This is a genomic window from Streptomyces sp. NPDC051020 (genome assembly GCF_040683105.1).
GTDB lineage: Bacteria > Actinomycetota > Actinomycetes > Streptomycetales > Streptomycetaceae > Streptomyces.
In genome coordinates, this window is sequence record NZ_JBFBCG010000049.1 from 45,989 (window position 1) to 59,287 (window position 13,299).

Sequence of the window (13,299 nt, forward strand, 5' to 3'; positions counted from 1 at the left end):
TCTCCAGTTGTGCTCGGGTGTGGTCAGTTGCCGGCGGAACCGGACGGCTGTGAGGCACGGGGCGCCGTGACCGACGCCCGTTCGGTGGAGGTCGACGAGGGCGCGGTCGGCGGGGCGGCGAGGATCTTGCGGACGCCGATGACCAGTCCGATCGCGAGCACGAACCACCCGGCGGCGCCGAGCTGCAGCACCGTTTCGCTCCAGCGCACGGCGGAGCGTCCCTGGTAGCCGAGGACGGCCGTCCAGCCGAGCAGGCAGCTGTACGCGAGTCCCTCCCAGAACCCGATGACGAACATCGCGGCTGCCGCCCAGGTCAGGTACTGGAGGGCGGAGGCGGTGGAGAGGAGGAGCAGCAGGCCCATCGTCACGGCGACGACCACGGGCAGCTGCGCGGGCCGCACCCAGGCCAGCCAGACACCGACGGACACGCAGATCAGCACGAAGAGGAAGTGGCCCTCGCCGCGGATGAAGGTGATGAACGGCTCCGGCAGACCGAGCACATCGGCGAACCGGACGAGCCCCCAGAGGCGGTAGTTGCCGCCCGCGTACTCCAGGACGTTCTCCTTGAGGTTCTCCGGCACGGTCACCAGGACCGGCCCCCAGACGAGGGCGACCAGGGCGGTGAACCCCGCGGTGAAGCGGACGAACACCGGCCGCCCGCCGCGCAGCGCGACGACGAACAGCGCGGGGATCACCACGACAGGGATGAACTTGACGCTGATGCAGAGCGCGGCGGCCACCCCCGCGGCCAGCGGCGCCTTCCGGTCGGCCAGCAGATACCCGGCAGCGAGGGCGGAGGTGATGGCGACCGCGTCGGTGTTGCCGTGGTACCCGGAGGTGGCGATCAGCACGGGGCTGAGGGCCACGCCCGCCCCGCAGGCGACCGCGGTACGGAGAGAGCCGCGCCGCCGGACGATTTCGAACACGACGAGCGCGCAGAAGAAGTCGGCGATCGAGGCAGGTGATCGGATCAGCGTCCCGAACGGAATTCCGAGTTCGGCGAGTTCGTTCAACCCGAGAAGTATCCATCCGGCCAGTGGCGGATGGTTGTAGACAGGCAGGCCGGGCAGCGGCTGCTCATAAATGCGAATGGGGCCGTGAACGGTGATGGCCTTTGCGAAACCTTGGAAGATGCGCACGTCGGCGGGGCCCGGCGTGTTTGCCGCGATCAGCATTCTGATGAGCAGCCCGACGGCTGCGGTGACGAGCACGACAGCTCTTGCGCGTCGTACGCTCCAGGTGTCGCACCACATTCGGATACCCATGAAAACAGAACGTAGCAACCAGAGGCCGCTATGCAGCGCACCGATCAACATACTTAAGCAGGCTGGTAATAGATTCCCTGCCGAACTGCACCCGCACCGGATGGTGCGAATCACTCGAACGGTTCATCCAGCCCGCATTCCCACGAGCCCGTTCGCGATCACGGCCGCTTCACCGCCGAGCCCGATGCCGGTCCCCCCGGCGTACGGGGGCCGGCACCGGGGAACACCGCTGCGCCGCCTACAGCATCCGGTCGACCACCCGCTGCGCCGCGTGCCCGTCGTCGAGATCGCAGAAGTCCCGCCGAAATGCCGCGTACGCCTGCGCGTGTCCCTCGGTGGCCCGGACCGGATCACGCAGCGCCTCGACGAGGTCGGCGGAGTCCGGGATCAGGGGACCGGGGGCGCGGTTCTCGAAGTCGAAACAGAAGCCGCGCAAGGTGTCGCGGTAGTGGGCCAGGTCGTACGTGTGGAACAGCATCGGGCGTCCGGTCTGCGCGAAGTCGAACATCAGCGAGGAGTAGTCGGTGACCAGCGCGTCGCTGATCAGCATCAGCTCGCCGACGTCCCCGTAGCGCGAGACGTCCCGCACGAAGCCGCTCCCGGTGTCCGGGAGCCGGTCGGTGACCAGATAGTGGCGGCGCACCAACAGCACACTGTCGGAGCCGAGTTCGCGTTCGGCGGCCGCCAGATCGAGCTGAAGGTCCAGGGCATACCTGCCGCCGCCCTGCGGCCGGTCCTCGCGCCAGGTCGGCGCGTACAGCACGACCCGCCTGCCCGGGGGGATCCCCAGCCGCTCCCGCACCGAGGCGGCCACCTTGGTGCGGTCCGAGGCGTGGAAGAGGTCGTTGCGGGGGTAGCCGCACTCCAGCATCTCCCCCCGGTAGCCGAAGGAGCGCCGCAGGACGGGGGTGGAGAAGCTGTTCGGGGAGACGAGGACGCTCCACTGACGTGCGCGCTGTTCAATGGTGGCGATGTAGGCGGCGTTGGCCTGAGCGGTGCCCGCGAGGTCGAGGCCGATGCGCTTGAGGGGGGTGCCGTGCCAGGTCTGCACGACGGTCTGGCCGTCGCGCCGTTCGAACCAATCGGGCAGCTGGCTGTTGGTGACGATGTGTCGGCTGCGGGCCAGCGCCTCGTGCCAGGCAGCGGAGCCGTGGACGACGGCGGTGACGCCCGCCGGGATGCGGGCCTGCTGATCACGGACGACCCACAGGTGCTGGAATTCGGTCGTACGGGCGGCCAGTTCCTCGTAGATCGCCCGCGGTGAGTCGGAGTACTGGCGGCCGTCGAAGCTGCTGTAGAGCACGGCCTCGCGCAGGGGTGCCGCCGTGCGCTGCCGTCCGTACGCCTCGCGCAGCAGCCGCTTGCCGCGGACGCCGCGTTCGGCGGCGGTGAGCACCGACGCACAGTCGATGAGCAGCTGGTCGTGGTAGCGCCGCTCGATGACGTACCGACGCCCCGCAAGGGTTCGCGTGGCGGGGAGGGTGCGGTGGGCGGCGGCCGGGATGCGCAACGGCAGGTCGAGCGCATCGTCGGTGGCGCCCTTCTCGCGAAGGAAGAGGTACCAGTGGCCCTCGCCCAGCGGCAGTGCCCCGTCGGGTGCCTCGACGGCGTCGGGCCGCAGCTCGGCCCGGAACCGGCGCTCCTCGGCGGGCCCGGAGAGGGCCACCGGAAACACGGCCTCCTCCTGGTGTCCGCTGTGCCGGGCGACCAGCTCGACGGGGCGGTCCGGTTCGTCGGGGAAGGTGCCCTCCAGGAGCAGCAGGCCGTCCTCGGTCCAGCTCGCCAGCTCGCAGACGGGCTGTACGGTCCGGTCGCTGATCAGCAGATTGCCGCGGGAGCCGACGGTGAGAGCGAGCTCCCGCCTGCCACCGTCCGCGCCGCGCGCGACCGGGTAGCGGCCCGGCAGGACGGGACCCGGCACATCGATCGGTGTCCGGCGGCCGTCCGGTCCGACGAGATGGAGGCTGTACGGGACGGTGCCCGCGCCCGTCGACGGCCGGGCGTCGGTCAGCGCGCCGAGCGGGATCTCGGCGGTGAAGCGCCGCCAGCCCGCCGCCGACGGCACGACGCCCTCGTGGACCGCCGCCGGACAGTCGAAGGCGGTGCCGGACGGCCGGTGGGTGAGGCCGATCCGCAACGGGCCCGTGCCGAGGCGGTCGCGGATCATGCCGTCGATCACCACGGTGCGCGTCCCGTCGCCCGCGTCGCCCTCCCGGTGCGTCTCGAACCGGGCGTCGATCCGCTCGGCGTGCAGCACCAGCTTGCCGCTCTCGAAGGCAGGCACGATCCGGTGGTCGCCGTCCGGCCGGTGCACGGGCGGCGCCGCCGCCGCCTCGTCGGTGGAGACGGCGGAGCGGCGCAGCATCCCGTGCCCGGCGATGCCGATTTCGAGCCGCCAGGTGAGCCGTTCGGCAGGGCCGCCGGGATCGATCCGGAGCCTGGCCGGGTCGACGACCGTCTCAAAGCCGGACCGGTCGTAGTCGTGCAGGCTCTGCCGGGAGCGTGCGGTGGCCTCCGGCTCGTCGACGGTACGCAGCCGCAACGGCACCAGATGCCGTCGGCCGGCCCGTAGCCAGCCGGCCCGGAACTCGCTGCGCCGCGAGGCGGCGGGCAGGTTGCGGATGTAGGCGTACCCCTTGAGGTGCAGCTTTCCGCCCTTCCAGTGCGCCTCGCGCAGCCGGGCGGTGAGCGGCAGGTCCCGGTCGCCGACGCGCAGCACCGACCGCGGCACGGGCCGCGTCAGTCCCGGGTACGAGGCGCTGCGGCGCCGCACGCCCCGTACGGCGAACGCGCCCGGTTCGGCCTTGTCATGGGCGAGCAGCGCCAGCAGTTCGTCGGTGCGCCGTTCGCGTACGAGATGCCACATCAGGCGCAGGCGCAGCGGCAGCCCGTCGAGGACGGTGGGGTCGACCTGGTCGGTGAACTCGTTGGCGTACGTGAGGAAGGCGCGGCGGTACTCGTCGTCGCCGTCGGGCAGCACCTCCATGAAGTACCAGAGGTCGTTGGCGAGGACATGCGCCTCGTAGCGGCGCTTGTCGGCGGCGCTGCGGTGCTCGTCGAGAAAGGTGGCGACGCCCAGTACGTGCGAGGCCCGGTCCTGGATGCCGCGGACGACGGCGCGGCGGGCGGTGATCGAGCCCGCCCGGTCGCGCCAGTGGTAGACGGGGTCCTTGACGACGTCGACGGTGCGGGCCAGGAAGTGGGCAGGGAGGACGACGGGAATGTCCTCGTAGAGCGCGCCGACCGGGAAGGCGAAGGCGTGCTCGTTCCAGAAGGACCGGCGGAAGACCTTGTTGCAGGCGATCCGGTCGGCGGCCAGGTCCCAGTCGCGGGAGATGTGGGTGCGCAGCCGGGTGCTCGCCATGGGTTTGCGGAAGTTGGGCGACTGCTGGAGCTTGCCGGAGGCGCGCAGCCGGAGCACATTGCCGGACGCGAGGTCGGAGCCGGTCTCGTCGAGTGTGCTGACGAGGAGTTCGTACGCGCGGGGCGGGAGGGTGTCGTCGCTGTCCACGAAGGCGAGGTAGCTGCTGCCCGGGTCGCAGTTGCGGACACCGGTGTTGCGGGCGTGCCCGAGTCCGCCGTTCTTCTGGCTGACCAGCCGGAAGCGGCTGTCCTGAGCGGCGAATGCGGAGGCCAGGGCAGCACTGTCGTCGGTGGACCCGTCGTCGACCATCACCACCTCCAGATCGGCCATGGTCTGCTCCGCGAGGGACTTCAGGCAGTCCGTCAGATAGAGCTCGACGTTGTGGACGGGGACGACGACACTGAGCCGTGGCGGCATGTTGAGCACGTCCGTTCATCGGGGGCCTGGTTGTCCGTATGGCTCAACCCCGTGAACGCCCGGGGGTCACCGGTTACGGCCTCGAACGTGTGACATTAGGCGCCGTCCAGGAACAGTCGTCGCACCACGCGTTCGGCGGCGCGCCCGTCGTCGTACGGACAGAACCGCTCCCGGAACGCGGCCCGGAGCGCGGCGGTCTCGGCCGACCGCCACTCCCCCGACCTGAACACCTCGAGCAGTTCGTCCTCGGTGGTGGCGACGGCGCCCGGGGTGTCGCCGGGGCGGCCGGACAGCAAGTCGAAGTAGGTGCCGCGCGAGGCCCGGTAGGCGGCCCAGTCCGGGGCGTAGCTGACGATCGGGCGGTCCAGGCAGGCGTAGTCGAACATCAGGGACGAGTAGTCGGTGATCAACACGTCGGAGGCGAGGCAGAGTTCCTCGACGGACGGGTGCCCGGTCACATCGATCACACGGGCGCCGTGCAGCTGCGCGGAGCGGCCGTAGAAGTAGTGGGCGCGCACCAGCACCACATGATCCGGACCGAGTTCGCGGGCGAGACGTTCCAGGTCGAGGCGGGGGACGAAGCCCTTGCGGTAGTCGCGGTGGGTCGGTGCGTACAACAGTGCGGTCTGTCCGGGGGCGAGGGAGAGCCGGTCCCGGAGTTCGGTCCGCTGCTCGGCGGTGGCGGTGAAGAAGATGTCGTTGCGCGGGTAGCCGAGGTTCAGATGCTCGTACGAGGACGGGTAGACCCGGTCCCAGATCTCGGTGGTGTGCGGGTTGGCGGAGAGGGAGAAGTCCCATTGGTCGGCGTGGGCGACGATCTTCTCGAAGCTGATGCCGTTGGTGAGGGCCGGGAAGGGGCGCTGGTCGAGCCCCATGGTCTTGAGCGGGGTGCCGTGATGGGTCTGGAGGTAGACCTGGCCGGGGCGTTTGGTGAAGCCGCCGGGGAAGCTGGAGTTGTTGATCAGATACGTGGCGGTGGCCATGGCTCGCCAGTAGGCGCGGGAGCCTTCGATGACGTACGGGGTCCCGGGCTCCATCCGGTCGCGGTGGCGGGACGAGACGACCCAGACGCCCTGGACGTGCGGGGCGAGTTCGCGCGCCTTGGCGTGGATCGCGGCAGGGTTGCAGGCGACGCCCCGGTTCCAGTAGGCGCCGTACACCGCGAGGTGGGGGTCGAGCGGCCGGTGCAGGTCGGTGCGGTAGGCGGCGCGCATGACGCGGGCGCGTAGCGTCTTCTTCCGGCGGCGCAGGGCGGCCGTGGTCCGGGCGCGCCGGTCGCGGGCGGCCTGCTGGGCGCGGTGGGCGGTGTAGCTGCCGGGGAGGCCGGCGGCGCGGTGGAAGGCGGGGCGGTCGGGCGGAGCGATCCGGCCGGGGTCTGCGAGCACGGCGCGCAGATGGCGGGTGCGCGCCTCCTCGACCCGCGGGTCGTGGTCCGTCTCGGTGCGCAGCCGCTCGTACGCGTCGATGACCGCGAAGTGGTGGCGGCCGGGGGTGGTGGCGAAGGTGCCGGTGCGGCGGATGCGGTGGCGGACACAGATCCGGTCGAGCTCGGCGAGGGTGCCCGCGTCGGCGGCGAGGAGTTCGGCACGGTGGACGGGGAGGACGTCCTCGTAGGGTCCGTCGGTGAAGTGGAGGCCGTGCCCGGTCCAGAACTCCCGGCGGAAGAGCCGGTTGCGGACGGACGGGAGACCGTCGGCGGGGGCGGTATCGCCCCACCAGTCGATGCGGTCGTGCCCGAGGAGCAGTACGTCGGGCTCGCTCCGGGCGAGCCGGTCGGCGATCGCTTCCGGTGCGCCCGGTCGCAGCAGGTCGTCCCCGTCGAGGAAGAGCAGGTACGTGCCGCGCGCCTCAGCGGCCCCCGCGTTGCGGGCCGGTCCCGCACCGCGATGCCCGGGAAGGCTCACCACCCTTGCCCTGTCGTCGCGTTCCGCGAACTCGGCGGCGATCTCGGCGCTGCCGTCCGTCGATCCGTCGTCGACGACGATCAGCTCGGTCCATGCGTCCGACCGGTCGAGCACGGACTCCAGGGTCTCCCTGAGATATCCCTGAACGCGATGGACGGGCACGACGACACTGAGACGGAGCATGGCAGCCGAGCGTAACCGCGCACGGACCGCGCGCCGAATCACGTGTTCACCCGTTCGGGTCAGTGCCGGTGACCCGGGGCGTCCGCCCGGGTTGACCCGGGCATGAAGCCTCGTCTCAGTGTCGTCGTCCCCGTCCACAACGTCGAGGAGTATCTGGAGCCATGCCTGCGGTCGGTGGCCGAGCAGTCCGTCGACGCCATCGAGGTGGTGCTCGTCGACGACGGCTCGACGGACGGCAGCACGGCGATCGCCGAGGCCTTCGCCACCCAGGACCGGCGCTTCCGCTATGTCCGCCAGCCCAATGCGGGGCTGAGCGCGGCCCGTAACGCGGGGGTGCGGCACACCACCCCCGGCGTCCCGTATCTGGCGTTCGCCGACAGCGACGACATCGTCGTCCACGACGCGTACGAGCGGATGCTGGCATCGCTGGAATCGACCGGATCGGACCTGGCGACCGGCAATGTCTGGCGGCTGACCGAGCAGGGCAGGCAGCAGGCCTGGCAGTACCGCTGGCTGACCGGGACCCGCGCCCGCACCCACATCAGCCGAGATCCCCGGCTGCTCGCCGACCGGGTCGCCTGGAACAAGGTGTTCCGGCGTTCGTTCTGGGACCGGCACTCCTTCGTCTTTCCGGAGGGGAAGCTCTACGAGGACACCCCGGTGATGATCCCCGCGCACTTCCTCGCCGGTTCCGTCGACGTGCTGCACGAGCACGTCTACTACTGGCGGGTGCGGGAGGGTTCGATCACCCGGCGGCGTACGGATGTGAAGGGCGTACGGGACAGGATCGCGGCCTGCGAGGAGGTCAGCGCGTTTCTCGGCGGACGGGAGGCGAACAGGGCCGCGCGCCGCCGCTACGACACCTCCTGCCTGCGCGACGACTTCGTGTACTTCCTGGAGGGGCTGCTGATGGGCGGTCCCGAGTACCGGGACGCGTTCATGGCCGGTGCGGGCGCGTTCCTCGACCGTGCGGGGCCGGCGGTCCTCGACGAGCTGCCCGTGGAGCTGCGGATCAAGTGGCAGCTGGTGAGGGAGCGCAGGACGGCCGAGCTGCTGTCGGTACTCGCCTTCGAACGGGCCAATGGTGCGGGGACGTTCGCGGTCACGGGTGTGCCGGGACGGCGGCGGGCGTTCTTCCCCGGCGTGCCGGAGAGCGCCCGCTTGGCCAGGACCGATCTCCCCGCGGTTGCGCGGCTGCTCGGGGCTGAGTGGGGCGGCGACGGGAAGCTCCGGCTGCGCGGATACGCGTACATCCGGAATCTGTCGGCCTCGGCGCCGCGCCACTCGCTGAAGATGGGGATGGTGCGCGCGGCCCGCGGCACACAGCTGCGGAGCGTGCCGGTGCGGACCGTTACCGCCCCCGAGGCGACCATCGACTCCGGCCAGGAGTTGCACAGTTATGACCGGTCCGGCTTCGAGCTGGTCCTCGACCCGAGGCGGCTGCGGCCGGGCAGCTGGCTGGTCGGCGTGATGGTCGCCGGGCACGGTGTGGTGCGGCGCGTCGCCGTGCGGGCCGTGGAGGCGGGTGCGGTCCAGCCGCTGGTCCACGACCTGGGCGACGGGCGGCGGGCGGTGCTCGACTACCGGGGCGGGCGGCTGCAGCTGACCGTGGCACAGCTGTCCGCCCGGTGCGAGGCCCATCGCACCGGGGAAGAGCTGGAGTTGACGGGACGGCTGTTCGGGGGTGCGCGGCCGAAGTCGCTGGTGCTGACGTGCGACGGGGCGCTGGAGAGCGAGTACCGCTACCCCTTCGAGTGCCGGGCCGACGAACGCTTCACGGTACGGATCCCCCTCACCGACCTCGCCCGCATGGCGGACGCATACGGCCCGCCGCACCGGGCGCCACGCGAGGTCGAGGCGGAACCCGGCGGGCGGTGGCAGGCCCGGCTGATCCTTGCGGACGGCTCCCGGGTGCCGCTCCCCGCAGCACCGGACCTGCCGCTTCCGGCGCTCGCCGACGCGAAGGGCGAACTGGTCCTGGATCTGACCGGGCAGCCGGTCGTGGACCGGGCCGAGTGGACGGCGTACGGGGCGCTGCGCCTGGAGGGCGCGGCAGGTTCGGTAAAGAACGCACCCCTGCTCGTCCTGCGGCATGAGGCGCTGCGCGAGACGGTGACCATCCCGGTGACGTACGAAGAGACGCCCAGGGGCCGGCGCGAGGCAGGCCGTTTCACCGCGTTCCTCGCGCCGTCGGTCGCGGCGGGTCTGCACGAGGGGCGCTGGGAATCGCATCTGGGCGGGCTGCCCGTCCGGGTGCTGACCGCGCTCACCGCGCGGCTACCGCTCCGCAGGAAGAGCGAACCCGCCGACTCTGCCCGGGAGTTCACTCTCGACCGCCGGCACGGCAACCGGCTGACCGTGCACGCGGGCCCGGTCCTCGCACCCACCGAACGGGGCGCGTACCGCCAGGCCGCCCTGCGTGGCGCGTACTACCCGGCGCAGCGCGCCCTGCCGCTGCGCGACACCGTTCTGTACACCGGAGGCGACTCCCCGCGCGCCGTCCACCGCGAACTCGTGCGACGGGGCGTGGAGTTCGAGCACCTCTGGGTGACGGACGGGCGGCAGGGAAACCTGCCGCCCACCGCCGTGCCGGTCGTCGAGCACAGCACCGCCTGGTACGAGGCCCTGGCACGGGCGCGCCGGATCGTCACCGCCGACCAGCTCCCCGAGTGGTTCGAGCGGCGCCCCGGGCAGACGGTCGTGCAGACCTGGCACGGCGCCCCGCTCGGCCGCTTCGGCACGGACCTCACCGACTCCCTCTACGCCGACCACCGCCACCTGGCGTCCCTGCCGCACCGCGCCGCCCAGTGGTCCGTCCTGGTCTCCCCCAGCAGCTGGGCCACCCCCCACCTGCGCCGCGCGCTCGCCTACGACGGCGAGGTCCTGGAGGCCGGCTCGCCCGCCAACGATCTGCTCTTCGCCGCCGACCGGGAGAAGACCGCCGAGCGGGTACGACGAAGGCTCGGCATCCCGGCCGGGCGCCAGGTGGTGCTGTACGCACCGACCTACCGGGCCCACCTGGCCCATGCGGCCGCCGACGCCGGATCCCACCGCTGTCGCTGGGATCCGGCGCTCGACACCTCGGCCCTGTCGGAGGCGCTCGGCAACACCCACACCGTGCTGGTGCGCAGGCATCCGCGGGTGACCGGCTCCGTGCCCGACGGCCCCCTCGTACGCGATGTGTCCGCGCACCCGGACACCGCCGAGCTGCTGCTGATCGCCGATGTCCTGGTCACCGACTACGCGGGGCTGATGTTCGACTTCGCGCACACCGGCCGGCCCATGCTTTTCCACACGTACGACCTGGAGCACTACCGCGACACCGTGCGCGGCTTCTGCCTCGACTTCGAGACCCGTGCCCCCGGCCCGCTACTCGTCGGCACGGACGAGATCGCCCGGGCGCTGCGCAACCCCGGCACCCTGGCCGCGTCGGCGCAGCGGCATACGGAGGCCTGCAAGAGCTTCCGCAGGGACTTCTGCGACCTGGACGACGGCAGGTCGGCGGCCAGGGTCGTGGACCGGCTGCTGGCGGCGGAGGGGGCGGTCAGTTCTTCTTGAGCGCGGCGACCGCCGAGGCGGCGAGATCGTCCAGGTACCCCTTGGGCAGGTCACCGCGGACGACCGCGAGCCGCCAGTAGAGCGGTCCGACGATCAGGTCCAACGCGCGGTCGGGGTCGCTGCCCTCGGGCAGCTCGCCGCGGGCGACGGCGTCCCGGACGACCACGGCAGCGACGCCCTGCTGCGGGTCCAGCAGGGCCGCCTTGATCGTGTCCGAGATCTCCGGGTTGCGTGCCGCCTCGACCAGCAGGTCCGGGATGACCTGCGAGGCGACGGGGTGACGCAGGGCGTAGGCGGCCAGTTGCAGGACGGCGCGGACGTCCCCGTACAGCGAACCGGTGGCCGGAGCCGGCATGCCCTGGACCGCGACGGCGGAGACCAGGTCGAGAACCAGCGCCAGCTTGGACTTCCAGCGCCGGTAGACGGCGGTCTTGCCGACACCCGCGCGCCGGGCGATGCCCTCGATCGACATCCGGGCGAAGCCGACCGCCGCCAGTTCCTCGAAGACGGCGCTGCGAATGGCATCGGTGACGTCCTCGCGCAGCACAGCGGCTCCGGCGGGGACGCGACGGCGGGTTCCCGGGTCGGTGGTCATGGCCAAATGATAGTCCGTAACGACGAAACGGTTGCGTTGCGACGTATTCGCGTCCTACCCTCGACGTAGCGACGATACGGTTCCGTTCCGGCGATCGCGATTGTTCCTGCCCTCCCGTCGAAAGCGATCGTGGTGAGCCAGACAACAGCCTCAGCGACCCTGCCGGCCGCATCCGCCCAGGCGGTGACCGATGCGGTCCCCGCCCACGCGCTCCACCCGGTGTACGAACCGGGCGAGCTCGCGGCGCTCGCGTCCCGGCACGGGCTGACCGTGAGCGGCGCCCGGCCGACCCTGGGCGCCTACATCCGGCAGCTGTGGGGACGCAGGCACTTCATCACGGCGTTCGCCACCGCCAAGCTCACTGCCCAGTACAGCCAGGCGAAGCTCGGCCAGATCTGGCAGATCATGACCCCGCTGCTCAACGCGACGGTCTACTACTTCATCTTCGGCGTCCTGATGAACACGAAGCGCAACGTCGAGGACTTCGTGCCGTTCCTCGTCACGGGCGTCTTCATCTGGACCTTCACCAGCAGCGCGATCACTGCGGGCACCCGCGCGATCAGCGGCAACCTCGGCCTCGTACGGGCCCTGCACTTCCCGCGCGCCTCGCTGCCGATCGCCCTGGCCCTGCAGCAGCTCCAGCAGTTGCTGTTCTCGCTGGGCGCGCTGGTGCTGATCCTCATCGGGTTCGGGCAGTTCCCGCAGCCGTCCTGGCTGCTGGCCATTCCGGCACTCTTCCTGCAGGCCGTGTTCAACACCGGCGTCTCGATGGTGGTGGCACGGCTGGCCGCCCGGACCCCGGACATCGCCCAGCTGATGCCGTTCATCCTGCGCACCTGGATGTACGCCTCCGGCGTCATGTGGAGCATCGACGGACTGCTCAAGGGAGACCGGGTCCCGCACTTCGTGAAGGTCGCGCTGGAGTGCAATCCGGCCGCCGTCTTCATCGACCTGATGCGGTTCGCCCTGATCGACAGTTTCAGCGGGTCCCAGCTGCCCCCGCATGTATGGGCCGTCGCCGCGGGCTGGGCGCTCGTGTGCGGGGTCGGCGGCTTCGTGTACTTCTGGAAGGCCGAGGAGCTGTACGGACGTGGCTGAGAACATGAATGGCACCGACGAGCGGGTCCCGACCGTCGTCGTCGACGACGTCCACATCACGTACAAGGTCAATGGCGCCCGTACCGGAAGGGGCAGCGCCACCTCCGCCCTCAGCCGGATCGCCTCGCGGCGGCAGGCCCCCGGAGTGCGCGAGGTGCACGCCGTGAAGGGCGTCAGCTTCGCCGCGTACAAGGGCGAGGCGATCGGTCTGATCGGCTCCAACGGCTCCGGGAAGTCGACGCTGCTGAAGGCGATCGCAGGTCTGCTGCCGCCGTCGAAGGGCCGGGTCCACACCCAGGGCCAACCGTCGCTGCTCGGGGTCAACGCGGCCCTGATGAGCGATCTGACCGGCGAGCGGAACGTCATCCTGGGCGGGCTCGCGATGGGCATGACCCGCGAGGAGATCCGCGAGCGCTACGAGCAGATCGTCAACTTCTCCGGCATCAACGAGAAGGGCGATTTCATCACCCTCCCGATGCGGACGTATTCCTCGGGCATGGGCGCCCGGCTGCGCTTCTCCATCGCCGCCGCCAAGAGCCATGACGTCCTGCTGATCGACGAGGCGCTGTCCACGGGCGACGCCAAGTTCCAGCGGCGCAGCAAGGAGCGCATCGTAGAGCTGCGCAAGGAGGCGGGCACGGTCTTCCTGGTCAGCCACAGCAACAAGTCGATCACCGAGACCTGCGACCGGGCGATCTGGCTGGAGGCGGGGACGCTGCGGATGGACGGTCCGGCAAAGGACGTCGTCGCCGCGTACGAGGAGTTCACCACCGCCAAGAAGTAGCGGACCCGAACCGAAGGGGGGCGCCCCGGGCCGAAAGCCCGGCTCGACCCCAGGTCAGTGACGACGTCGGGGAGCGCGTTGTGCTGCCCGATGAACTCCCGTCCTCGGTCGATGTGGGCCAGGAACTCCTC

The 13,299-nt window shown here is 71.0% G+C and carries 7 protein-coding genes and 1 pseudogene; 3 read left to right on the forward strand and 5 right to left on the reverse strand.

Annotation, left to right across the window (positions count from 1 at the left end; all coding sequences use genetic code 11):
• Positions 1–23 precede the first annotated feature (23 nt).
• The 3 genes from AB0N06_RS24960 to AB0N06_RS24970 form a co-directional block, all read right to left on the reverse strand.
• On the reverse strand, positions 24–1,265 hold the full coding sequence (locus tag AB0N06_RS24960; RefSeq protein WP_366136893.1) for a hypothetical protein: 1,242 nt from the start codon (positions 1,263–1,265) through the stop codon (positions 24–26).
• A 238-nt stretch (positions 1,266–1,503) separates the two neighbouring features.
• Positions 1,504–5,046 (reverse strand): bifunctional glycosyltransferase family 2 protein/CDP-glycerol:glycerophosphate glycerophosphotransferase, encoded by a 3,543-nt coding sequence (locus tag AB0N06_RS24965; protein WP_366136899.1) that lies wholly within the window; start codon positions 5,044–5,046, stop codon positions 1,504–1,506.
• A 95-nt stretch (positions 5,047–5,141) separates the two neighbouring features.
• Entirely contained in the window at positions 5,142–7,133 is a 1,992-nt protein-coding gene (locus AB0N06_RS24970) for a bifunctional glycosyltransferase family 2 protein/CDP-glycerol:glycerophosphate glycerophosphotransferase (protein WP_366136894.1), read from the reverse strand.
• A 102-nt stretch (positions 7,134–7,235) separates the two neighbouring features.
• Between AB0N06_RS24970 and AB0N06_RS24975 the strand changes: the two genes are divergently transcribed.
• Positions 7,236–10,691 carry a CDP-glycerol glycerophosphotransferase family protein gene (locus tag AB0N06_RS24975; RefSeq protein WP_366136895.1) on the forward strand — a complete coding sequence of 1,152 codons (3,456 nt, stop codon included), beginning with the start codon at positions 7,236–7,238 and terminating at the stop codon, positions 10,689–10,691.
• Here the strand turns inward: AB0N06_RS24975 and AB0N06_RS24980 are convergent.
• Entirely contained in the window at positions 10,678–11,286 is a 609-nt protein-coding gene (locus tag AB0N06_RS24980) for a TetR/AcrR family transcriptional regulator (protein ID WP_366136896.1), read from the reverse strand. The genes AB0N06_RS24975 and AB0N06_RS24980 overlap by 14 nt on opposite strands.
• 219 nt (positions 11,287–11,505) lie before the next feature.
• Here AB0N06_RS24980 and AB0N06_RS24985 point away from each other — a divergent pair, with 219 nt between their 5' ends.
• Positions 11,506–12,384, forward strand: coding sequence for an ABC transporter permease (locus AB0N06_RS24985; RefSeq protein ID WP_366136900.1), 879 nt, complete (start codon positions 11,506–11,508; stop codon positions 12,382–12,384).
• A gap of 4 nt (positions 12,385–12,388) precedes the next feature.
• Positions 12,389–13,168, forward strand: coding sequence for an ABC transporter ATP-binding protein (locus tag AB0N06_RS24990; RefSeq protein WP_366136901.1), 780 nt, complete (start codon positions 12,389–12,391; stop codon positions 13,166–13,168).
• Positions 13,169–13,200: 32 nt separating this feature from the next.
• Here AB0N06_RS24990 and AB0N06_RS24995 read toward each other — a convergent pair.
• Positions 13,201–13,299, reverse strand: a pseudogene (locus AB0N06_RS24995) (RimJ/RimL family protein N-acetyltransferase); the annotation flags it as partial.